The sequence below is a fragment of the Salinispora pacifica CNR114 genome (assembly GCF_000514775.1).
In the GTDB taxonomy this organism is placed as follows: Bacteria; Actinomycetota; Actinomycetes; order Mycobacteriales; family Micromonosporaceae; genus Micromonospora; species Micromonospora pacifica.
On the sequence record NZ_KI911468.1, the window covers coordinates 63,064 to 87,636 of the forward strand.

A 24,573-nucleotide genomic window follows, 5' to 3' on the forward strand; every position below is an offset into this window, starting at 1 on the left:
GATGACTGAGCAACCAACCCCCTGGCAGCTCTACCCCCGGCTACTCCTCCGTCGGGCGGGCTTCGGCATCGACCTGTTGACCGCCCTGGCCGACGAACCGACGCGAGCAGGCGCCGCGGAGTACCGCACGGCGGCGAAACAGTTCGGGCTGTGCCGCACCAATTTGATCGACGGCATCGCCCGGGCGGTCGCCCGGACCGATCGGCAGTCGGACCGGTCGCGACTTCGGGCGCTGTCCCGGGCCCGCAGCCGGGCGGGACGCGGCCTGTCGGTGAACCCCGAACAGCTGGACCCCGCGCTGGTTCCAGCGGCGGCGGCCTACGACACGGCGCAGGCCGAACTGGAGCAGGCGGGCCAACGGCTGACCGACGTCCTCGCCCAGGAGGCGTTGCGCCGACCGGACCGGGTGCACGCGCTGCTGGCCAACGACCGGGTCTGCGACGCGTTGCTTCAGCTCTCACCCTCGTTCTACGGCGAGGTCCTACGCTGGCGGCGGGGGTGGGCCACCCGGAGTGCCGGTGCGAACCGGAACCGGGCCAAGGACCGCGCCTTCTACCGCCGCGCCTACCTCTACGGCCAGCGCCTCGCCGCGAAGAACGAGACGACAAGTTTCTTCGGTCCGCTGGTACACGGACGGATCGACCACACGGCCGCCGGGATCGGGTTGGGCCCCGAGACCGGGTCGGGGGTCCACACGACGGAGGCGCAGACCGCGTTCTGGGCCGTGTGCGAGCTGGCCCGCAACCTCGGCGCCGATCCTGCCGTCCGCGACCAACTGCCAGTGACCTGGGTGCCGGCCTACCGTCGGCGAGCGGAGGCCGAAGCCGGAACCGGCACCGTGCAGACCAGTGCCGGGCGGCGGATCCGGCTCTCCGGCGCCCACTGGCGACTCGTTCACGACGTCAACGACCACCGTTCGGTACGGGACCTCGCGGACCTCGCCGGGATGGAGGTCGCCGAGGCACGGGTGGTCCTGGATCGGCTGCGGCAGATCGGCGCCGTCCGGCTGTGGCCCGAGCCGCCGTCCACCACCGCCCGTCCGCTGGACTGGCTGGTGGGCTTCGCGCAGGAGCATGCCGCCGGCACCGAGTGGCCGGCCCGGCTGCGCGAACTCGCCGCCCTGGCGGACCGGTACGCAGCCGCCGCCGGACACCACCAGCGGGCGGCCGTGCTCGCCGAGGTGGAGGCGGGTTTCTCGGCGCTGACGGCGACCGACGCCCGCCGGGCCGGCGGGCAGATGTACGCCGACCGGTTGGTGGTGTCGCTGGACGCCAAGGGCGACCAGTCTCCGGTGGTGGTCGGCGGCGACATCGCCCGACGCTGGGAGGAGCAGCTCACCCCGGTGCTGGATGTCGCGGCCCGATACGGCGAGCTCCAGCAGCAGGTCGCCGCAGAGTTGTGCGCGAGGGTCGTCAGCGAGACGGAGACCGGTTCGTTGCCCTATGACGAGCTGATCCGCCGGGTGCTACCAGCGGTTGAGGCCGGGGAGCTGACGGCGCTCGCCGACCCGGTACGGGAGTTCACCCAGACCTACACCGAGCTGGTACGCACCGCCCTGCGCGGGCAGGAGGCCCGGTTGTCCACCGCCGCTCTGGCGCCCCTGGCGCCCAGCCCGGGCCGGGACCGGTTCGTCAGCCCGGACCTCATGCTGGAGCGGCAGCCGGACGGAACCGACCTGCTGGTCCTGGGCGAGCTGCACCCCTACGTCTTCGCCTGGGGTTCGCAGGGGCTCTTCTGCGACGACCAGGAGCGGATGCTGGCCGACTTCACCGCGGGGCTCGAGCCGTGGGGCGGCCCCGACCAGCTCGCCACGGTCATCCGTCGACGGCGGCACAAGGGTCTGGTCGCCGACTGGTTTCCGGGACGCTTCGTCGAGGTCACCTCCGTCGCCACCGACGACCGGAAGCGCACCGTGGCGCTCGCCGACCTGACCGCCGTACTGGTCAACGGGGTGCCGCGGCTGCACGCGCCCGACGGTGAACTGACCCTCTACGCCGGCGAGGACGACCACGTCCACCTCCGGGCCTTCGCCGCACCGGGCGTGGCCCTGCCCCTGGTCCGATTCGGCGACTTCGCACCCCGAATTCGCGTCGGGGAGGTCATCGTGCAGCGGGCCCGCTGGTGGTTCAGCGCCGCTGACCTTGGCGTCGCCGAGGTCCGGGACGCCGCCACCGCGTTCCTCGCGGTGCAGTCCCTACGCGCCCGGCACGGGCTTCCCCGCTTCTGCTTCGTCTCGGCGGCACACGAGCCCAAGCCGGTCGGGGTTGACCTCGACAATCCGCTGGCCGTGGACGCGCTGCTGGCGTTGACCCTGGCCGGCGACGGGAAGGTCTCGCTGGCCGAGATGCGGCCCGCGCCAGAGGCCCTGTGGCTACGCCACGGCGACAGACCCGTGACCGCCGAGTTCCGGATCGCTATGAGAAGGGCTTCGTCGTGACCGTCCCCACCAGCGCCGGCCCGGCCGACCCCAGCTGGGAGCTGCTGCCGGTCCTCGTGCTGCGCAGCGCCGGCTTCCCCTGGCAACTGATCGAGTCCCTGACCTATCGACAGACCGCAGCGTTGCTCGGCGAGTTGGCCACCCTGGAACGAAGGGCTGCCGAGGTAGCCGCCCGAATGCGAGCGTCGGCTCGCCTCACCCGAGGCCAGCAGAGCAAGCTACGCAACGTCCGCCCGCTACCCCCGTCGGACATCTTCGACGGCGACTGGCTCGCCGAGTGGAACGAGATCGCCGAGCAGGCGACGCGGACCCGGGACCAGCTGGAGCCGACCGTCGCGGCGGACGCGGCGACGGTCAATGCCGCGCTCGCGGAGATCCGTACCGACGCACGGATCAACGATGCCATCGTCTGCTCCTCCCCCGCCGTCCACCGGGATCTGGTCCGGGGGGCGACCGGGGGCAGGATCCGCCGCCAGCTCGCCGCGTACGCGCAGCGGCTGGCCGCGAAGAGCGAGACGATGAGCTTCTTCGGGCCGATCAACTACGGCCGGGTGGACGCCGACTCGGACGCGGCGACGACGCTGTCCTGGGCGGGCCACCGGGAGATCCGGGTTCGCCAGGCGCACTGTGCCGCCCGGGTCAACGACGCCGTCCAGACGATGATCATCGACGATGACTCGTTGGTGACGCACCTGGTGCCCATCCGCAAGACCACGGCACGCCCGCCGCGCCGAGACGACCCGGCGGCCGGGTTGATCCGGGCGGTGGACGGCGACCGCACGATCGCTGAGCTCGCCACGGCCGGGGGCGCCGAGGTGACCCGTACGGTGGGGCTGTTCCGCACGGCCGTGGCCAAGGGGGTGCTGACGCACTCCTGGTGCCCGCCGGCGACGACGGTGGATCCGTTGCGCTGGACCCTGGAGCGGATCGACGAGGCCGGCGCCGAGACCGCCAGCCGCGCGGCGGCCGTCCGGTCGCTGCTGGTCAAGGTGCTCGACCTACTCGACAGCTACCCCTGGACCTCGCCGGAGCGCAAGCTGGCCATTCAGGCCGAGGTGGAGTCCCTGCTCCCCACCGGCGGGCCGACGAACCGCAGCCGTTTCTACAACGACCGGGTGATCATCCACGAGGCCGCGGTGGGTACTGCCCAGCTGGAGCTCCGGGGGCGGCTCGCCCACGACCTGCGGGCGGCGGCCGCCCCCGTCCTGGACCTGCTGGCGCATGAGGCGGAGCTGACCCGGGTACAGACCAACCGGGCGGTGGCGCGGCGGCTCGGCCCGGGCCGCACTCCGCTGCTGCGAGCGCTGAGCGCCTGCGCGGACATGTCCATCGAGTACGGCGGCCAGCTCAGCACGGAGCTGGCCCGCGTCGTCGGCGAAGCCGGACCGGAGGCGAGTGAGCTCGACGTCGCCGGTCTGCTGCCCACTGTGCCCGCCCCCACCGCACCGGTTCTCTGCTCCATCGACGTCCTGATCGGCACGGCCGACCTGGCCGACTACGACCCGGGTACGACTCCGTTGGTGCTCGGTGACATCCACGACGCGGCGCTACTCACCCCGTGGGCCCTTCAGTTTCATCCGGACGCGGCGACGCTGCTGGCCGAGCGCGACGCCGCCGTCCGGCGGGCCCTCGGTGACCAGACAGCCGTCAACGTGATCTCCCGGCGGACGACCGGGCTGCCGCCGTTGGAGTTCCCCGGCGTCGTACTCGAACTGGGCGGCTCCGCCACCGCGGGTCGAGACCGGATCGGTCTGGACGAACTCTGGCTCGACAGTGACGGGGAGCAGGTGGTGCTTCGGGGAGCCAGCTTTCCCGGGCAGAGCCTGCTGTTGCACAACGGCGAACTCGACACCGCGGTGCACACCGCGCTCGCGCTGCCCCGCATTCGGCGCGCCGTCCTCCCGCCGCTGCCGTACCTGCCCCGACTGCGCTGGGGCAACGCGGTCTTCTCCCGGCGGCGCTGGCTGGTGCCGAGCGCCGAGGTACAGACGTCGCTCCGCGGCCAGCGGGACCTGGACCTGCTGCTCGGTGCCGCCCGGTTGGTCACCGAACGCGCCCTGCCGAACCGCTTCTTCGTCAAGTCGCCCGCCGAACGCAAGCCGGTGTATGTCGACACCGCGAGTCCCGACCTGTTGAAGGGGATGGCGCGGCTGGCGGCCACCGCCGACCACCTCGCCATCACCGAGGCCCTGCCCGCGCCGACCGACGCCTGGCTTCGCGACGGTGAGCTGCGGTTCGCCTCGGAGCTGCGCTGCGTCTACCTGCGGGGTGGTGGACAGTGATGCGCCGGGTGATCCTGCCGCCCCTGTACGACCTGAGCCTCGAACCGATCCTGGGGCCCGCCGACGAGCTTTTCGACGCCAACGCTGAGTTCCTCGACCGGCTCTGCGCTCCGGTGCGCCTGCGCACGTTGGCCGAGTCCGCGGCGCGGCCGACGTCTGGTGTGACCACCGCCGAGACGGCCACCAAGGCGCTCTTCGCCGCGGGCGCCGCGACGATCCTGGACCGCGGGCGCTACGACTGGGGCCGACTCCGGGCGACGGGGCTGGCCCTGCGGCTGACCGCCGAAGCAGATCCGACGATCCGGTTGGCCGTAGACGATGTCGAGCTGGTCCACGGCACCACCGAGTCGGGCGCCGACGTGGTGTCTGCCGCGACCGGTACCGCCCTGTTCGGGCCGGAGGCCGACCGGGCCCGATCCTGGGCACCGGGGGCTCGCGTGCACCTGCTGGTCGAAACCGACCAGCAGCTTCCGGCCGCTGCCGCGCTGGCGAAGGCGTTGGGTCCGCACCGGGTCACGCTCTGCGGACGGTTCGCCGCCGCACACCGGAAGGCGCTACGCGCACTCGCGCCATTCGCCGGCGCCGAGATCGAGGACTGGACCCCGTCCTGGCGCCTGCGGCGAGAGTGGGCCCCGGCGGGCGAAGACATCCGCTGGGTACGCGACGCCCACCAGTGGCGCCCCGGGCCGCCCTGGGCGGGTTGGCTCGCCCCCGAGCAGGCCGTGCTGCTGCCGGCCCGAGCCTGGCGGGACTGCCGCGGGGTGGCGCTGACCGTGGCCCGCTTCTCCGCCTGGTCGGCGGTGACGGGGGTGAGTGGCGTCGACACCGACCTGGAGACGGTACGCCGACTCGTCGGCGACGACCGGCTGGCCGTCGAGCTACTGGTCGGCGCCCCCGGGCTGGATGCCGACGCGACCACCACCGTCGCCCGACGGCTGCGCTCCGGGCCCGGACCCCGGCTGGCGGGTCTGAGCCCGTTCCGGCTGACCAGCCGAAACGGTCCACGCAGATCGACGATGTGGGGTGGGGTGCCGCTGACCCGACAGGACGCACCGCGGCACGATCTCCCGCGCTGGGATCGTTTTCACGGTCCGGGGTCGCTCGACGATGCCGACCGGCGGCGCATCACCAGCGCCCTGACCGCCGAGTTCGGCGCCGAAACCGAGCTGTATCCGGGTCGGCTCGCCTGCTGCGCGCTCGCGCCCGGAAGCCAGCCCCCCGCCGCGTGGGAACCCTCCGCCGCGGTCGTCGAGGCCAGCGGGGCCGGGCCAGATGGGCGCGGACCCGGATCCTTCGTGGTGAACCTGCGCACGGGTAGCGCCTTTCGGCTGCACCCGAGGCTGACGCCGGTCGTACGGCGGTTGGCGAGCGGCGACGCTGCCGTCTGGCAGCACCTCAGTGACACGGTCCGTACAAAACTGTCCGGTCAGCTGGTCCGGGCCGGGGCAATCCGGAGTCCACAATGACAAGAAACTGGCGCATTGGCCGCGAGTTCATCGTGCGCCACGCGGGAATGCCGTTCGACTGGCTGGAGGAGCTGGGCGCCCCCGGTGACCTGCTGGAGCTGGCCGACGAGGTGGTTCGGCGGGAGGATGTCCTCCTGGCCAGCGTCTCGATGCACTTCACCGGCGATCGAGCCACCGGGATCCGGGCCGACGTGCTGCACGGCCGGATCGACCAGCTGCCCCGGACCGCCGGGCCGGACTGGCAGGCGGCGGTCGATGCCTGGGGAGAGGCCCTGGCCCAGTACGTCCGCGCCTACCAGGCAGCGGACGAGCAGGTGGGCAAAGAACTCCGGGAAGTGCTGGCGACGTCCCAGGTGTCCGAGGCGGTCTTCCTGTCGAACCCGGATGTCTACCGCAACATGCTGCAACCCTTCTTGGCGTATCAGGGTGCACTGAACTCACGCTGGCGGCGGGTACGCCGACAGATGTACACCTACGTGCAACGGTTCTGCGCCAAGAACGAAACCGTCAGCTTCTTCGGCCCGATGGCGTACGGCACGGTGGGCGGCGGAGACGACGCCCAGCTACGCCGAGACGTTCCCCGTACCCGCCGGGTGTTTCTCTCCCACTGGGCGGCCCGGGCCCTGGCGTTGGCCATCGCCCGAGACTCCGCGATCCTGCCGCACCTCCGCTTCCACCACACCGGCCGCGGCGCGGACCCGGGTGAGCCGATCCTGGCCCAGGTGCTCCCGGGTGGCACGACCGTCCGGCAGCTGATCCAGCGTTCGGGCCGACCCGCCGTCGAGGTGGTGCGGACACTGATGAAGCTGGTGGCGACCGAGCACCTCACCATCGGGCTCGGCGGCGGCGACTACGACCTGGACCCGCTCACGACGCTGCGCGAACAACTCGCCGCGCTGCCGGCCACCCCCGCCCGCGACCAATGGATCGCCCGGCTCGGCGATCTCGCCGCGCTCCTGACGGAGCTGGGCGAACAGCCACTGGACCGCAAGATCACCACCGTCGCCGCGGTGGAGGCCCGGTTCACCGAGATCACCGGCAAACCGGCCCGGCGGGGCGCGGGCGCCGCCTACGCCGACCGGGCGGTCTTCTTCGAGGAGTGCGCGTCCCCCTTCGCCCTCACCATCGGCGCCGATCTGATCCGGCGCTGGGAGGAGCAGCTCACCCCGCTCCTGGAGGCCTGCGTCACGCACGGTCACGCCACCCAGACCGCGGCCGCCGAGGCCGTCCGCGAGAGCTTCGCCGGCAACGGCCAGGACCGCGAACTGAACCTCCTCGAATACGCGACCCAGGCCGCCGCGGATCAGTCCGACTCCACCAGCACCTACCAGGCGACCTACGCGCCCAGCTACCCGGGTGAGGACTGGCGGTCCGAGCTGGCCCAGCTCATCGACCGGGCCAACGCCCTTGACGGCGAGCGGTACGCCGTCATCGACCTCTGCCCGGCCGCGACGGACGTGGCGGGGCTGGACGAGGCACCGCTGGTGCTGTCCCGCGCCCACCACCACCTGCTGGTCAACAGCTGGCTCGCCACCATGCATCCGGATCCGCGACGGTACGGCGCGGCCGCCACCGAGTGGGTCGCCCGACAAGCTGACGACCTGGTCGGCCTCGACCTCGGCCGCCGGAACAAGGGCTACTACCGGTTCCCCGGCCGGGAGGTCGCGATGCGTCCGCTCTCCTGGACCGACGAGGGCCGGGCGGACCTACTCAAACCCGAAGACCTCCGGGTCTCCATCACCGCCGACACGGTGACCCTCCGGGACCCGGACGGTCGCACCGTCACCGCGTACGTGCCGCTGAGCGACTTCGTCAAGTACGCGCCGATCGCCGCGCTGTCACACCCGCAGGTCCTGCACCCCACCTTCCGCGCCGCCACCGGCGGTGCGCTGCCCGAGGTCGTACTGGGGGCGGTGACCCTGCAACGCGCCCGCTGGCGGGTACCGACCCAGACGTTGGCGGCGGCGGAGCCGCACACCCGGTTCCTCGGGCTGCGGCGGTTGGCCCGCGACACCAACGTCCGGTTCCTCTTCGGCCGCAGTGCCCACGAACGCAAGCCGTACCTGATCGATCTCGCCTCCCCACTCGCCGCCGACCTGGTCAACCACATCACCCGGGGCTGCGACGAGATCGACGTGGAGCGGATGGCACCAGGGCCCGAAGGGCTGTGGCTCCGCGACGCCGAAGGGCGGCGCTACACCAGCGAGCTGCGGATGCAGGTCGTCGGCGAAGGCGGGCCAGCATGACGCCGACGATCTGGTTCAGCGAACACTCGCTACGGCTGCGGGTCGACGTCCGACCGGACGGCTCGTTCCCGACCCAACGCTCCACCGCCCGCGGGATGAGTGTGGAGCGGCACCTCGGGGACGGCTGCACCGAACACCGTTTCACCGACGGCGACGCGCTGCTCGGGACCGGCTACGCCGGGCCGGCCGGGCCTGCCGCCGACGCCCTGCGCGAGGTCCAGGGCCGACCGGTGTTCGAGGTGACGGCGCAGCATCGCGCCCTGCTCACCGCAATCGCCGCCGAGACCGGCGCCGAACTCGTGCTCGGCGTCGCGGAACAGCACGTCGCCGCCGGCGACCCGGAACAGGTCCGCTCCACCCACCGCTTCGTCGCGACGCTGCTGCTCACCCTGACCGGCGACGACGGCACCCGGCACACGCAGTCGGTTCGGTGGGATCCGACCGACGATCCCGGCACCCTGGCGCTGGCGGCGCGGCAGACGGCCACCCAGATGCGCGGCCGGCTCGGTCTGCCACTGGCCGAGGAGCTACCCGTGAACACCGACCTCGTTCTGCTGCCGGGATTCGCCGGCGCGTTCTTCCACGAGCTCGTCGGGCATCCGATGGAGGCCGACGTCGTCGCTTCCGGCACCAGCTACCTGGGCCAGCAACTCGGGCACCGGGTAGCCCCACCCTGGCTGTCCATCCTCGACGGCGGCCATCTCGCCGGCGGCGGCTACCGGAGCGCCTTCGACGACGAGGGAGCCGACTCGGTGACCAGCCGGCTGATCGACCGGGGCGTGGTTGGCCGGCCGATGAACGATCTGGCCCTGGCCCAGCGCCTGAACACCACCAGAACCGGCCACGGACGGCGACAGAACTACCGTCACCCGGCGATCCCCCGGATGACGCACACCGCGGCGATACTGGAGCCCGGCGTCGAGGTCGAGGAGCCGGCCGGGGACTGGATCGCTCCCCGCGGGCTGCGGCTGGAGATGATGAACATCGCCTCGGGCGCGTTCGTCTTCCACGCGCCGATCTCCGTACTGCACCGGGCCGACGGCACCACCGCCCGGCTCGGCCCCCTCCGCATCGTCGGCGACGGCGCTCGGGCGCTGGCGCGCATACGGCCGTACGCACACCAGGTCGCCGGGTACCTCCGGGCCACCGGCGGCTGCGGAAAGCTTGGCCAGTATCCGGTCCTGGTGTCCTTCGCCAACGCGGGCCTCCGGCTCCCCGCCGGATCGGTCGGGATCCGGGCGGTGCGTCATGCCTGAGCTTCGGCTGCGCGCCTCCGGGCTGCTCACCCCCACCTCCGCCGGCCCCCGGCTGACCGTGTCGCTGGACTTCGTGCGGCTACGCCGAGACGCCTCCGGACGGGTACTCGGATCGGTTCGGGTGGACGGATCCGCCGCCGACGCGGCAGCCAAGAACGTGGCGCTGCTGCTCACCGACGCCGCCGCCCGGATCGGCGGCGCCCTCGACGGGCTGCAGAGCGCGGTCGCCACGATCCACGAGTGGCGAGCCGATACCGACCTGCCGGTATCACACCGCAGCGACCTGCTGCTCCGGGTCGAGACCGCGGCCGGGCCGGTCGTGCTCGGCACCGCCGGCCCCGGCGCACCGCCCGAGTTGGTGTCGGCCGTCGCCGGGCAGGACCTGGCGGTGCTGGCGCACCCACCAGCCGCCGAACCGCCGGCGGGCTGGCGGGATCGCCCGCTCATCCTGCGCCCGGCGCCCACGGCCGTACTCGTGGCCGGCGCGGCATTCTCCCTCTCCTCGCGCAAGGGCCGGCGGAGTGCGGCGCAACTCGCCGGGCGTCGGGTGCTACCCGCGCTGACCATCCGGGATCTCCCCGTGGTGCCGGCCGGGTACGACCGGGACGACCTCGGTGATCCCGCCGAGGCCAGCACGCTGGTGGACGCCGGCCGGATCTGTCCCCCCGGGCGGTGGCGCGACGGTGTGCCGCCGGGCCGGGCGGTCTGGGATCACGACGCTGCCGCCTGCGGTCCGCCTCCGATCGTCCGGCTCGAGCTCGACGGGCCTGATGCGTTAACCCCGCCGAACGCCATCGAGCTGCAGTGGTGTGTCGAAGGGCTCCAGCGCTACCACGGCGACGGCACGATCCGGGTCCACTGTGTGGCCCGGCCGGTGGACCGCCCCGAGGAGAGCTTCGTGGTCGTGCTGCACGGCAAGCCCATCCACCTACTCCGTCATGCCCACGGCCTGACGGGCCCCCGAACGGCTGTCTACGGCGACAGCGACGTGACCACCCGCTCGCTGGTACTCGCCAGCGCAGCCGAACTGGAAGGTGCCGGACATGCAGTCGTTTCCGTCAACCCCTGACGTCGCCATCGTCGGCGGCGGCATAGTCGGTGCGTGCCTGGCGGAGGAGTTGAGCAGCCAGGGCGCCTCGGTCCTGGTGCTGGACGCCGGTGCCGAGCCCGGACACGCGACCCATCGCGCGGCCGGGGTGGCGGTGCCCTCCCTTCGCTACCTGGACGACCAGGAGTTCTACTCCTGGCTGCGGAACGCGAAGCTGGACCTGGACGCGGACGTGGCCCGCCTGGAGCCGGAGTTCGGCACCTTCAGCGTGGTGCGGCCGATTCTGCGCGCCCTGCGCCCGCAGGACATCGAAACCTACGGCCACCTGTTGATGGAGGCGGGGTCCGGGGTGCAGGTCAGCGGCGACGACCTCGCCGCTGTCGCGACCGGCTTGAAGCTCCCCACCAGCCGACACTACCTGTACGCCGAGGGTGGACTCATGATCGACGGACGACGGTATCTGGCCGCGGTCCGCGGCCGCTGCCGAGAGCAGGGGGTCGACTGGCGACAGGGGTGCCAGGTACGCGAGGTGCGCGAGGACGGGCACCGGGTGGTGCTTCGAATGGACCAGGAGGCGCTGCACGCCGACCGGGTGGTGATCGCCGCCGGCGCGTGGAGTTCCGGCACCGGGCTAGCCGAGTCCACCGGAATCCGGCCACAACGCGGTCAGATGGTGGTGTTGCGCACCGACGAGAAGCTGACCAGCATCCTCTCCTCCGCCTACTACCTTGCCCCGGGGGTCGGCGACGACATCCTCGTCGGCGCCACCGAGGAGGACGCCGGCTTCGCCGACCACGTCACCACGAAGGGCATCGGAGCGCTGCTGCGGTTCGCCACCGCCGCCATGCCCAGCCTCGCCGCCTCCGTACCGCTGGAGCTGCGGGCGGGACTGCGACCGGTCTCCGACACCGGTCGACCGTTGGCCGGGGCGCTGCCGGGTCAGGACCGGATCTTCATCTCGGCCGGACACGCCGGCCACGGGCTGCTCTCGGCCCGTACCACCGCGAAGGGGATGGCGGCCGGGCTGCTCGGCGACGACTGGGACGCGCTGCCGTACCGCATGTGCCCGACGCACGCGCAGGGAGGCACCGCGTGATGCGCATCGACCACGTGATCCTCGGCGCCCGCACGATCGCCCCGCTCCGGGAGTTGCTCTGGGAGCGGCACGGCTTTGGGATCACCGACGGCAGCCCCAACCCGGACGGCACCGCGAGCTGGGTCGTCCCGTTCGACACCCCCGACGTCCAGTATCTGGAGCTTCTCGTCACCCACGACGAGCGGGAACTGGGTAGCACCGACTTCGGCCGGGACTTCCTGGAACGGACCGCGGACGGGCCGGCCTTCCTCAACTGGGCGGTACTCACCGACGACATCGCCGGCACCGCGCAACGGGTGGAACAGGTCACCGGCACCGACCCCGGCCTGCTGCGGGGCGAGTCGGTACGCGCCGACGGCCAGCGGGTGCCGTGGGCGGAGGCCGCGTTCGACCTGTCCTGGCGCAGCCAAGTGCTGCCGTTCTTCCTGAGCTACGGCAATCCCGCGGACCGGGCGGATCGGGTGGCGGGTGACCTGCGGGCAGCCGGGCACCGGGTGCGGCCGACCGCACTCGCGGGGCTGGCGACCGGCCCGGCCCGGGAGCGGGACTGGGCGGCACGGTGGCCCGGCCTGGCCGGGCTCGCGGTGACGATCCACGATGACGCGGGCCCCGAGATCACCGCGGTCCGGGTGGAGACCGGCGCGGGCGACACGGTGGTGCGACTGCCATGAGCCGAAGCCGAGCCGCTCGTGGCCGCCCACCGCTACCGTGGGCTCGCCGTCGACGTGCCGCGCGCCCGGTGCAGGTCCAGCAGCCGCTGCCGGGCCGACTGGTCCTGGGCTGCCTGGGCGGCGGTCCAGGCAAGCGCGACCGCGCCCTGCAGCAGTGCCCGATCAGCACCGGGGGCCACGCAGGCCGCGGCGAACTCGGGCTGGTGGTTCACCGCGTCGCCGCTGTCAATCCCGATGCTCGGGTGCAGGCTGGGCAGGGCGCGACTCACGTTGCCCATGTCGGTGCTGCCGGTGGGCATCTCCCGCTCCTGCTCAGGGGAGACCAGCGGCCGGCCCAGCTCGGTAGCCGCCGAGCGGTAGGCCTCGGACAGGAAAGGGTCGTGCACCAGTTCCGCGTAGGCGGGGGTGGCGCTGACCTCGTGCGTGCAGCCGCTGCCGACGGCGCCCGCGGCGAAGCAGTCCCGAATCCGCGACTCCAGCCGGCTCAGGGACTCCATGTCGGCCGCCCGGAGGTTGTAGCGGGCACGGGTGTGCGCCGGCACCACGTTCGGCACGTCGCCGCCGCGGGTGACGATGCCGTGCACCAGTTGGCGCGGCTCGAAGTGCTGACGCCCGACCCCCACCGCGACCTCGGCGATGGTCAACGCGTCCGCGGCGTTGACGCCCAGCTGCGGTGCGAGCGCGGAGTGGGACTCCCGACCGGTGTAGGTGACCTCCAACTCGACCAGTGCCAGCGGGCGAGGGGTGCAGTTGTCTTCCGGCGCGGGGTGGACCAGCATGGCCATCGAGACCTCGTCGAAGACCCCGGCCTCCAGCAGCGTGATCTTGCCGCCCCCATCCTCCTCGGCGGGCGTGCCGACCACGACAACCGTGAGGTCGAGCTCCGCCGCGACCTCCCGCAACGCCAGGGCCGCGCCGACCGAGGACGCGGCGATGATGTTGTGTCCGCAGGCGTGGCCGAGCCCCGGCAGCGCGTCGTACTCGGCGCAGAGCCCGACCACCAGCGGACCGTCGCCGAAGCGGGCGGTGAAGGCGGTGTCGAGGCCGCCGACGCCGACATCCACCGCGAAGCCCTCGTCGCGCAACAGACCGCTCACCTTGGCCGCGCTGCGATGCTCCCGGAACGCCGTCTCCGGCTCCGCGTGCAAGCTACGCGACAGGGCGAGCAGGCGATCCTCGGCTTGGTCCACAGCGTCCGCACACCGACGCCGTACCTCGGGGCTGAGCCTCATCCGCGGCATGTTCCCTCCCGTCGTACCGGCCGGGCCGTGGTGCCGTACCCGGCTCCTCCCGTTCCTACCCGAGCCGGCAGCCGAAAGCGAGACCAGTCAGGAGGCTCACGATGGCAGCACTGACCTGGACGGTGCCGGCCGGGCGGGGAGCATTGACCGTCGAGACCGTGCCGTCGGCGCTGCTCCGCAGCACCGGCTTTCCAGTCCAGCTGGTGGCGGGGCTCGCCACCACGACCCTCATCGCCGCGGCCGACCAGGTGTTCGCCGCGGAGCAGGAGATCGAGGCGGCCCGGGTCCACTTTCTGCACGAATGCTGGCCCAGCGCGCGCGAGGCCGTCCGGGAACTCGAACCCCACCAACGATCCCTGCGCGCGTTGCAGAGCTGTCGGCGGCGGATAGAGGCGGGGGCGCGGCTGGACGAGCGGGGCAGCGAGATCCTGGCGGCCACGGGAGCGCCGCGGTGGGCTTCGCGGTGGAACACCCTGGTCGACACGCACGCCGAACACCTGACGACGCTCCGCGCGGAGTTCGACGGTGCGCTGCGCCAGGCCCGACTGCGTACCGCGGAGGCCGCCAGCTCCGATGCCTTCCGGCACGCCGTGTTCGTGTCGAACCCGGGCTTCTTCCACTCCGCGCTGCGGACGCCGCCGCTGGAGCACCCCGGCTGGTCGGCGGCGGGTGCCGACCTACCACGGGCGCTGCGCCGCCGGCTCGACACCCTGCATCGCTACCTTCGCCGCTTCACCACCAAGTGCGAAACCGTCTCCTTCTTCGGCCCGGTGCTGTTCAGCAGCCTTCGCCCGGAACAGGACCAGGCGATTCGGGTCGGAGCACCCGGGCCCGAGCGCGTCGTGGTGGAGGCCAGCGCCTGGCTGGTCGAACAGCTCCGCGAGCAGGCCGCCGGTGAGACCCCACTACGTACCCAGCGCGCCTGGCCCAGTCCGCTGTTCCGCCAGCCGGGTCCGGAGCACGTGTTGGAACGGGTCGTGGACGGCCGCCGCTTCACCGTCGCCGCCGCCGCGCTGGCATTGTGGCAGGCGGCAGCGGAAAGCCCCGGCGCCCACCTGGCCGATCTACTGGCCGCCACCGGGACGACCGAGCAGTCCGACGAACGCCTGGCACGGTTGGTGCGGGCGCTGGGGCCGGCGCTGACCGTCTCGCCCTGGCGCCTTCCGGCCACCGAGCTCCACGCGTTGACCCGACTCGCCAGCGAGCACCCCACCCCCACGGTTGCCGAACTCGCCACCTGTCGGGACAGGTACGCCCAGGCCGGATGGCCGGACCGCGTCCCACAGCTCGCCGCGGCGCAGCAGGCCAGTGCCCGGGCCGGCGGGGACGCCTCCCGCAACAGTGGACAGCACTACGCCGATCGGGAACTGTTCCACGAGGACAGGTCAAGTCCACTGAGCGAGCAGGTCAGCCTCGGCGCGCCCATCGTTGACCGGATCCGTCAGGTCACCGAGGCCGTCCTCCCACTGACCTTCCTGGCCGCCCTGCTGGCCCGCGAGGACGCCCGGGACGCGCTGTGTACCGCGCTGCGGGGCACGTCGGCCCCGCTCGCGGCCCTCGCCGCGCGGGAGATCCCCGCCCGTACCGATCGGCGGGACCAGTTGGATGGCATCCTGCACGAGCTGGTCACGAAGGCCGTCGGAGACCTGACGGTGGTCGCCGACCGTCCACCGGTCGTCGACCTCGACCCACACGTACTCGCCGATGCCCTCGCCCCGTTGTGGGACCTGGTCTCCCTCGACCCGGACGACGCCTGCCTGCCCAGCCCCGACCTGATGGTTGTCGGCCCGGACCCCGCCACCGCCACCTGGGTGCTCTCGGAGCTGCACGACGACTGCAGCTCCATCTTCGGGGGGCTGGAGCGACCCCTGCACAGCGATCCGGACGGGCTCTGGGCGGACTTCGTGACCCGGGTCGAGCAGGCGGTGTCGCCACGGACGGCCGCGACGATCGTCTCCCGCCGCCGCAGCGCCCACGTCACCCCGGAACTGCCGGGGGTGGCGATCGAACTCAGTGGCCTGTCGAGCAAGGACCGCGCCGAGGTGGTGCCGATCGCCGAGGCCCACGTCCCCGCCGCGGCAGACGCCGTCCTGATCGATGGCGAACGCCGGCTGCTGTGGCCGGGAGACCTCTCCTCCACCCTGCACCGGGCGCTCTCCCGCCCGGCGCTCGGCCCGGTCTCGATCGACCTCGGCAGCTACACGCCGCGCATCGTCGTCGGCGGTGTCGTGCTGCAACGCGCCCGGTGGCGGGTACGGCTCCCGGAACGCGCCGAGGACGCGTACGGGCAGTGGTTGGCGCTGCACCGCATCCGGGCGCAGCACCGGCTGCCGCGCCACGTCTATGTCCGGCATCCCGCCGAACCAAAGCCGCTGTACGTCGACTTCGCCGACCCGATGGCGGTGCTCGACCTCGCCCGTCTCACCTCGGCCGACGTCGTGGTCTCCGAGATGCTGCCCACGCCGGAGCAGCTGTGGTGGCGCCCCAACGACCAGCCGCACTGCGCCGAGCTCCGCCTCGGTGCGGTGGTACGACCGACAGCCCCGGCCCGCGCGGACGAGGACGATGCCGTCCCCCACCGCACGTAGCCACCGCAACCGCAACCGCAACCAAGGAGAAGGTCATGACCGAGAAGAGCAGCCTTACCGCCCAGGTCCGGGACGCCTACGACAAGTCCGCCGACCAGTACGATTCCGCCGGCCAACTCGTCTTCCACCCACTGGGCAAGATGGTCGCCGACCGGCTGGAGCTCACCCCGGGTGAGCGGGTGCTCGACCTCGGCTGCGGCCGGGGCGCCTGCCTGTTTCCCATCGCCGCCCAGGTCGGTCCCGGGGGGTTCGTGCTCGGCATCGACCAGGCGCCCGGCATGGTTGAGGCGTGTGGGGCCGACCTTGCGGCCCGCGGACTGGCCGACCGGGCACAGGTCCGGCTCGGTGATATCCAGAGCTTCACCGTTGACCAGCCCTTCGACGCGATCAGCGCCGGTATGGTCCTGTTCCTGCTACCGGCGCCGCAGCAGGCGTTGGCCGCTGCCGCGGCGGCGCTGCGCAGCGGCGGACGGCTGGTCGCGACGACCTTTCCCACGGAGAACGGTCGACTCGCCGCCGGCTGGGAGTCGGCGGAGATTCTGGCCGAGGTGCTGTCCGCCCATCTCCCGGAGGGCGTGGACGATCCGTGGCGGCTGGTCCTCGGTCTCGGCGGACCGCTGGTCTCCGAGGAGTCGACCGCCGCAGCGGTTCTGGCGGCGGGCTTCACCGATGTCGAGATTCAGCACGTTCCAGCGAAGTCCCGATTCGAGTCAGTCGACGACTATCTCGCCTGGACCTGGACGGTCACCCCGCGCATGCAGTGGGAACTGGTGCCGCCGGAGCGACGGACCGAGGCGACCGATGCGGCCCGGACCGCGTTGCGGAGCCTGGCGGGCTCCGACGGTTCGCTGGAGTTCTCCTGCCCGACCCGGACGATCCGCGCCCTTCGTTGACCGACGCCCTGCCCTGACCGGCGTCGTCCGTTGACCGGCATCGTCCGCCCACATCTACCCCAGAGTACGAAGCCGAAAGGTACGAAGACATGCGTAGCGAGTTGATCCGGCCGCTGTCCGAGCTACTCGGCGGACACGCCGCCCAACGCGGAGACAAGATCGCCTTCGCCGACGGTAAGCGTGGCGTCAGCTACGCCGACCTCGATCGGCGGACCGCTCGACTGGCCGGGCACCTGGCCGCCCTGGGGTTGGCGTCCGGTGGGCGAGCCGTGATCCTGATGGGTAACAGCGTCGAGGCGGTGGAGAGCTCCCTCGCGGTGATCCGGGCCGGCGGCATCGCGGTACCGCTCAACCCACAGGCCGCCACAGCTGAGATCGACTACCTCCTCGAAGACGCCGAACCGACGGTCATCGTGTGCGACCCGGCCCGCTTCGACCAGGTGGGCCGGCGGCACCGCCCGGGCCAACCGCCACGGATCATCTGCACCGGCGAGGCTTCAACGGCGGAGCGCGCCGCAGCAGCGACGGTGAGTTACGAAGAGCTGATGGGCACCGAGCCGAGCGGACCGGCCCCGGACGAGGCCCCCCTGGACGACCCGGCGTGGATGCTCTACACGTCCGGGACCACCGGCCGGCCAAAAGGGGTGCTGTACTCACTGCGCAGTTCGTTGTGGCTGGTGGCGGCGGGCCATGCGCCGGTGCTGGGGCTGTCGGAACAGGATCGTCTGTTGTGGCCGATGCCGTTGTTCCACGGGCTCGGGCAGAACCTCTGCGTGTTGGGGGTTACCGCGGTCGGCGCGAGTGCGCGGCTGATGAGCGGGTTCGCGCCGTCCGAGGTTCGCGACCTCCTGCGCGAGGAGGCCGTCACGTTCCTGGCCGGGGTGCCGACCACCTACCACTACCTACTGGACCAGGACGCCGACGCCAGCACCGACCTCTCCGCACTACGACTCGGCTTCGTGGCGGGATCGGCGAGCGGCGCCGCCTTGGGCAGACGCTTCGAGGAGGCGTTCGGTGTTCCCCTGGTGGACCAGTACGGGTCCTCCGAGACCGGCGCCATCACCTCGAACCGGCCGTTCGGGGAGCGGGTCCCCGGTTCCGTCGGGCCGCCGCTGCCCGGCGTGGACATCCGCCTGGTCGACCCGGAGACCGGCCAGGACGTGCCGCCCGGAGAGGAGGGCGAGGTCTGGGTCGCCGGACCGAACCTCATGCTCGGCTACCACCGGCAGCCCGATGCCACCGCCGCGGTCCTGCGCGACGGCTGGTACCGCACCGGGGACCTTGGGCGACGCGACGCCCTGGGACACCTGACCCTGACCGGCCGGCGCAAGGAGCTGATCATCCGTGGGGGCGAGAACATTCACCCCGTCGAGGTCGAGGAGGTGCTGCGCGCCGCCGCCGGGGTAGCCGACGTGGCGGTGGGCGCCGAATCACACGACGTGCTCGGTGAGGTCCCGGTGGCCTATCTGGTGCCGGGCCCGGAGGGCGTGGACGCGGCGACGGTCTTCGCGCACTGCCGGCGGCTGCTCTCCTTCTTCAAGGTTCCGGACAAGCTCTACACCATCGAACGCGTCCCACGGACCAGCACCGGCAAGATCACCCGACACCTGCTGGCGGAGGCGAACCCCCAGCTGCTGGGCATCGCCAACCCGGACGGCGAGCCCGACGAGGCCGGGCCGATCGACGGTACGGAGTGGGCAGCACAGTTGCGGGAGATGCCGCCGAACGAGCGGACCCGGAGCGTCCTGGAGCTGATCCGCGCCGAGGTGGCCCGTGCCGTGGGGCTGGACACCTCCGATCAGGTCCGACCCGACCAGCCCTTCGTCGACCTCGGGCTCGGCTCCCTCGCCGTCGTCGGGGTTGGTCAGCGGCTCTGCGCGCGAGTCGGGCTACGGCTGCCGGCGACCGTCGTTTTCGACCATCCGACGCCTACCGCCCTTGCGGCCCGGCTGGTCACCGAGGTGAGCGGAGCGAGCGCACCGGCCGAACCCACCGCTACCCCGGAGCGGACCGGCTGGGCCAACGCCGACGAGCCGATCGCCATCGTCGCGATGGCCTGCCGCTTCCCCGGCGGAGTCGATGATCCGGACCAGCTCTGGACGCTGATCGCCGAAGGACGGGACGCCACCACGGAGCTCCCGGAGGACCGGAACTGGCCGCTGGACACCCTCTTCGACCCGGACCCGGACCACCTCGGCACCAGCTATGTGACCCGGGGTGGGTTTCTCGCCGACCCCGCCGGCTTCGACGCCGCCTTCTTCGGGATCAGCCCACGGGAGGCCACCGCGATGGACCCACAGCAGCGGATCCTCCTGGAGATCGCCTGGGAGGCGTTCGAGCGCGCCGGAATTGATCCCACCCGGATGGCCGGCTCGCCGACCGGTCTCTTCATCGGCACGAAGGGGCAGACGTACAGTTCCCTGGCCACCGCGGCCTCGGAGTACGAGGGCTACCTGGGCTTCGCCACCTCGGGCAGTGTGCTGTCTGGACGCGTCGCGTACACCCTCGGGTTGGAGGGTCCGGCCATCACGGTGGACACCGCCTGCTCGGCGTCGTTGGTGGCGCTTCACCTGGCCTGTCAGTCGCTGCACTCCGGGGAGTCCCGCCTCGCCCTCGCCGGTGGGGTCACCGTGATGGCCACCCCCGACGATCTGATCACGTTCAGCCGGCAGCGCGGTCTGGCCGCGGATGGCCGGGTCAAGGCGTTCGCCGCGGCCTCGGACGGCACCGCCTTCGGCGAGGGTGCGGGGGTCGTGCTGTTGGAGCGCCTCTCGGACGCGCGCCGGGCGGGACGGAAGGTACTCGCCGTCATCCGGGGCAGCGCGGTCAACCAGGACGGTACGTCGAACGGACTCACCGCCCCCAACGGCCAGGCCCAGCAGCGGTTGATCCGGCAGGCCCTCGCCGCCGCCCGGCTCGGCCCCGCCGACATCGACCTGGTCGAGGCGCACGGCACGGGGACCGCACTCGGTGACCCCATCGAGGCCGAGGCGATTCTCGCCACCTACGGGCAGGGGCGGGCACCGGAGCAGCCGGTCTGGCTCGGATCCGTCAAGTCCAACATCACCCACACCCAGGCGGCTGCCGGTGCTGCCGGTCTCATCAAGGTGGTGCAGGCGATGCGCCACCAGACCCTCCCGGCCACGCTCCACGTCGACCAACCCTCGCCGCACGTCGACTGGACCTCCGGCCAGGTACGCCTGGCGACCGAGCCCCGGCCCTGGCAGGTGGCCGGCCGGCCCCGGCGGGCCGGGGTCTCCGCCTTCGGGATCAGCGGCACCAACGCGCACGTGGTCGTGGAGGAGAGCCCGGTTGAGCCGCCGGTGTCGGCGAGCGTTGCCGAGCCCCGGAGCCCCGCCGTCGTACCCTGGCTGCTCTCCGCCAAGTCGCCGGTGGCGCTGCGGACGCAGGCGGCCCGGCTGGCCTCGATGGCGCGCTCCACGCCAGAGCTCAGCCCGGTGGCCGTGGGCCGCGCGCTGGCTCGCTCGCGCGCGAGTCTGGATCATCGGGCGACCGTGGTGGGTACGGAGACCAAGCAACTCCTGGCGGGCCTGGAGGCCCTCGCCTCGGGTACGCCGTCGGCCGGGCTGACGATGGCACGCGCGGTGCCCGGCCGGGCCGTGGCTGCGCTCTTCACCGGCCAGGGCGCGCAGTACCAGGGCATGGGCCGGCACCTCTACGACAGCTTCGACGTCTTCGCCGACACGCTGGACGAGGTCTGCGGTCACCTGGCACCGGAGGTACGGTCGGCCCTGCTGACGCCCGCTGAGGCGCCGGACGACGAGTCGATCCACCAAACCGGTCTCGCCCAGCCGGCCCTCTTCGCGCTGGGGGTCGCCCAGTTCGCCCTGCTGCGTTCCTGGGGGGTACACCCGAGCGTGCTCGCTGGGCACTCCATCGGCGAGCTCACCGCGGCACACCTGGCCGGGGTGCTCTCGCTGCCGGATGCGGCCCGCCTGGTCAACGCCCGGGGTGCCCTGATGCAGGCGCTGCCCCCGGGCGGGGCGATGCTCGCGGTCAAAGCCACCGAGGAGGAGCTCCTGCCCCTGCTCGGCGGGGAGGAGGGGCGGATCGGAATCGCCGCGATCAACGCACCCCGGTCGGTCGTCGTCTCGGGCGACGAGGAGGCCGTGACCTCGCTCGCCGCCCGACTGGCCGAGCACGGGCGGCGGGCCACCCGTCTCCGGGTGAGCCATGCCTTCCACTCTGCCCACATGGATCCCGTCCTGGACGACTTCCGGGCCGTCGCCGAGTCGCTGACCTACCGGCGACCGACCATCCCCATCGTCTCCACCGTCACCGGCGCGGCCGCAGGTGCGGAGCTACTCACCCCGGAGTACTGGGTCGGGCAACTCCGCCAGCCGGTTCGCTTCGCACCGGCGGTAGACGCGATCCGTAGGCAGGGGACCGACACCTTCGTCGAGCTCGGTCCGGACGGGGTGTTGACCGCGCTGGTGCGGGAGACCCTCGGTGCGGACGAGCACCACGCGGTGTCGTTGTGCCGTCGCGGCCGGTCGGGCGCCGAGGTCGCTGCCCTGGGCGCCCTGCACGCCCTCGGTCTCCCGGTGGAGTGGGAGGGTTTCTTCCCACCAACCGGCGGACCCGAGGTCGACCTACCCACCTACCCGTTCCAACGACGGCGCTACTGGCTCCCACCGGCCACCGTGCCGCCGCCCGCCAGCCCGGGTCCGGCCCCCCGCGAGCTGGTTGCGGGGGACGACCCGTCCCACCTCTCCGCGGCGGCTACCCAGCGATCCGCCGGCACCGGGCCGTCGACGGGCGCCACCCCGGCAGCCGACGCCGCGCAGTTGGCCGGCGCCATGCTCGCGGCTCGACTCGGCCCGCTGGACGAGGAGGAGCAGTTCCTGGAGCTGGTCCAGACCGTCAAGACTCTGGTCGCCGCCGTACTCGGTCACGCGGACCCGGACGAGCTCGATCCGGACGAGTCCCTGCTGGATCTGGGCTTCGACTCCCTCACCGCTGTGGAGCTGCGCAACCAGATCCGCGACCTCAGTGGGGTCAACCTCCCCGCCTCGCTGGTCTTCGAATACCCCACCGTGGCAGTCCTCGCCGATCACCTGCTGGGCCGGGTGCTCCGCGCCGCCGACGACGATGAGGAGCAGGTGGACTTCGCCGCCGAGGTAAGTCTGGCCGCGGACATCGTCTGCGCGGACGAGGTCATCACCGCCGCCACCGAGCCCCGCGAGGTCCTCCTCACCGGAGCGACCGGCTTCCTCGGCGCGTTCCTCCTCCGCGACCTGATGCGGAGCACGAACGCCGTGGTGCACTGCCTCGTTCGGTCCACCGATGAGAAACCGGCCCTGGACCGGCTACGGGACAACCTCGAGTGGTATCAGCTCTGGGACGAGATCGATCCGAACCGGTTGTCCGTGGTCGTCGGCGACCTGGCCACTCCCGGGTTCGGCCTGTCGACGCAGCGGTACGACGAGTTGTCCCGCCGGGTCGACGCGGTCTACCACGCGGCTGCCACCGTCAACGGGCTCTACCCGTACTCCTCGCTGAAGGCCGCGAACGTGACCGGCACCGAGGAGATCCTGCGGCTGGCCGCCCGGCATCGCAGCGTTCCGGTCCACCACGTGTCGTCCACGGGTGTCTTCGCCGCCGAGGTCGTACCCGGGGTCGCTTTGAAGTCGACCGACCTGCCGGGGCCCGCCACGGCCCTCTCCTCCGGGTACCGACAGACCAAGCTGGTCGCGGAGCAGATCATCGAGATCGCCCGGGAACGCGGGCTGCCGGTGTCGATCTATCGAGTCGATGAGATCTCCGGCGACTCGGAGTTGGGCCGCTGCCAACGGCACGACTTCGTGTGGCTGAGCATGAAGGGCATCCTGCAGGCGGAGGCCGTTCCGGCCGACCCGGCCGGGATCTTCCACCTCGTGCCCGTCGACTACGTCAGCTCAGCGATCCTGGGGCTGTCCCGGAACCCGGCCGCCGGCAACCGCAACCACCACCTCGCCAACCACACGCATCTGCCGTTCGTCGAGATGATGGACGCACTGCGGGTGCGGGGCTATCGCCTCGACGAGTTGGGCTGGGACCCGTGGGTCAGGCGGGTACGGTCCAACCCCGAAAACAGCATGGTGGCGATGGTCGACAGCTTCGAGTCCACCATCTACAGCGGACGTAATCACTACCTGACGGTTGACACCGCCGAAACCCGCGCGTTGCTGGCCGGCACCGGCATCGACTGCCCGGCCATGACCCAGGACCTGTTCGCGAAGTACGTCGACTTCTTCGTCCGGGTGGGCTACTTCCCGCCGCCCGGCGCGCACCCGGCGCCGGCCTCCGCCGGCGGTCGCCTCCACATCCGCCCGGCGACCACCGCCGACCTGCCGCGGTTGGCCCAGATCTGCTATCGGGCATTCGAGGACACCAACGCCGCGCTGGGTCTACCACCGGAATGGTCCTCGGAGCAGGCGGTGCTGGAGATGCTCCAGGGACGGCTCGCCGCACCGAGCTGTGTGAGTGAGGTAGCGGTCGATGCGACGGGCTCGGTGGTGGGCTCCAACTTCTTGGTGTTGGGTGAGGAGGTCGCCGCCTTCGGGCCGGTGAGCGTCGCCCCCGACGCGCAGGGAGGTGGGGTGGGCCGGCTGCTGATGGAGTCGATAGTCACCGCCAGCGAGCGGCGTGGCTGTTCCTCCGTACGGGCCGTCCAGGTCGCCAACAACACCTGGGCCTACCGGCTGTACTCGTCACTCGGCTTTGTGCCGCAGGAACAGCTCTCCCTGATGGTGGGGTACGCCCCGCCGACTCCCGGCAACATGGCGGGCTTCGAGGTGCGTGCCATGACCGAGGCGGATGTTCCGGGCTGCCAATCCCTGTACCGCAAGATCAACGGACACTCCCGGGACAGTGAGATCCACATGGCGGCCAAGCGGGCCTTCGAGTGGTCGATGCCGTACGTGGTGCTGGACAAGACCAACGGGGAACTCGCCGGCTACACCACCGGCCTGGCCGACCTGGGCCACCTGACCGCCACGTCGGAGGCGGCGGCGCGGGCGCTGTACGCCGGAGCGGGTGAGCTGATGCGCCGCCAGGATCCCCACGGCCTGGCCCCCCGGCTACGCATCCCGGGCCGGCTGGCACCAGGCCTGCTCAGCTGGGCCGCCCGCACCCGAGGGGTCGCGCTGCTCCGCCTGGAGACCCTGATCTCACTGGGCAGCTACACCACACCGGAGGGCGGGGTGTACTGCCCCGGGCTGTCCTACTGAATCTCGCTGAGAGATCAACTCGGCCCGGGAGGGGCGTCGGGGCGGCTCGTGAAGCCGCCCCGACGAGCCCGGCGAGTCCGGGCCACACCCGGGCGGTCGACCCGACGCTCCTCGGCC

General features: G+C 72.1%; 12 protein-coding genes. 11 read left to right on the forward strand and 1 reads right to left on the reverse strand.

Going from position 1 to position 24,573, the window contains the following annotated elements:
- Position 1 precedes the first annotated feature (1 nt).
- Genes B118_RS0127200 through B118_RS0127235 form a run of 8 tightly spaced genes read left to right on the forward strand, consistent with a single transcriptional unit; the run spans position 2 to position 12,502 of the window.
- On the forward strand, positions 2-2,437 hold the full coding sequence (locus B118_RS0127200) for a lantibiotic dehydratase (RefSeq protein ID WP_028193799.1): 2,436 nt from the start codon (positions 2-4) through the stop codon (positions 2,435-2,437).
- Positions 2,434-4,719: a lantibiotic dehydratase family protein gene (locus B118_RS0127205; RefSeq protein ID WP_028193800.1), complete on the forward strand. Its 2,286-nt coding sequence runs from the start codon at positions 2,434-2,436 to the stop codon at positions 4,717-4,719. Before B118_RS0127200 ends, B118_RS0127205 begins: the two co-directional genes overlap by 4 nt.
- Positions 4,716-6,185: a hypothetical protein gene (locus tag B118_RS0127210; protein ID WP_028193801.1), complete on the forward strand. Its 1,470-nt coding sequence runs from the start codon at positions 4,716-4,718 to the stop codon at positions 6,183-6,185. Before B118_RS0127205 ends, B118_RS0127210 begins: the two co-directional genes overlap by 4 nt.
- Complete coding sequence (locus B118_RS0127215; RefSeq protein WP_028193802.1) at positions 6,182-8,431, forward strand: lantibiotic dehydratase; 2,250 nt, start codon at positions 6,182-6,184, stop codon at positions 8,429-8,431. The genes B118_RS0127210 and B118_RS0127215 overlap by 4 nt, the downstream gene beginning before the upstream one ends.
- Positions 8,428-9,687, forward strand: a complete 1,260-nt coding sequence (locus B118_RS0127220; protein WP_018223413.1) for a metallopeptidase TldD-related protein — start codon at positions 8,428-8,430, stop codon at positions 9,685-9,687. The genes B118_RS0127215 and B118_RS0127220 overlap by 4 nt, the downstream gene beginning before the upstream one ends.
- Positions 9,680-10,756, forward strand: coding sequence for a hypothetical protein (locus B118_RS0127225; protein ID WP_018811186.1), 1,077 nt, complete (start codon positions 9,680-9,682; stop codon positions 10,754-10,756). The genes B118_RS0127220 and B118_RS0127225 overlap by 8 nt, the downstream gene beginning before the upstream one ends.
- Positions 10,731-11,831, forward strand: coding sequence for an NAD(P)/FAD-dependent oxidoreductase (locus B118_RS0127230; RefSeq protein ID WP_018223411.1), 1,101 nt, complete (start codon positions 10,731-10,733; stop codon positions 11,829-11,831). The genes B118_RS0127225 and B118_RS0127230 overlap by 26 nt, the downstream gene beginning before the upstream one ends.
- Positions 11,831-12,502 (forward strand): VOC family protein, encoded by a 672-nt coding sequence (locus B118_RS0127235; protein ID WP_018223410.1) that lies wholly within the window; start codon positions 11,831-11,833, stop codon positions 12,500-12,502. The genes B118_RS0127230 and B118_RS0127235 overlap by 1 nt, the downstream gene beginning before the upstream one ends.
- A gap of 32 nt (positions 12,503-12,534) precedes the next feature.
- Here the strand turns inward: B118_RS0127235 and B118_RS0127240 are convergent, their stop codons facing one another.
- Complete coding sequence (locus B118_RS0127240) at positions 12,535-13,743, reverse strand: M20 family metallopeptidase (RefSeq protein WP_026185821.1); 1,209 nt, start codon at positions 13,741-13,743, stop codon at positions 12,535-12,537.
- Positions 13,744-13,844: 101 nt separating this feature from the next.
- Between B118_RS0127240 and B118_RS0127245 the strand changes: the two genes are divergently transcribed.
- From B118_RS0127245 to B118_RS0127255, 3 genes are all read left to right on the forward strand, one after another.
- Entirely contained in the window at positions 13,845-16,331 is a 2,487-nt protein-coding gene (locus tag B118_RS0127245) for a lantibiotic dehydratase (protein WP_028193803.1), read from the forward strand.
- A gap of 35 nt (positions 16,332-16,366) precedes the next feature.
- Positions 16,367-17,224 (forward strand): class I SAM-dependent methyltransferase, encoded by an 858-nt coding sequence (locus B118_RS0127250; RefSeq protein ID WP_018811190.1) that lies wholly within the window; start codon positions 16,367-16,369, stop codon positions 17,222-17,224.
- Between the two features lie 89 nt (positions 17,225-17,313).
- Complete coding sequence (locus B118_RS0127255) at positions 17,314-24,456, forward strand: type I polyketide synthase (RefSeq protein WP_028193804.1); 7,143 nt, start codon at positions 17,314-17,316, stop codon at positions 24,454-24,456.
- Positions 24,457-24,573: the final 117 nt, after the last annotated feature.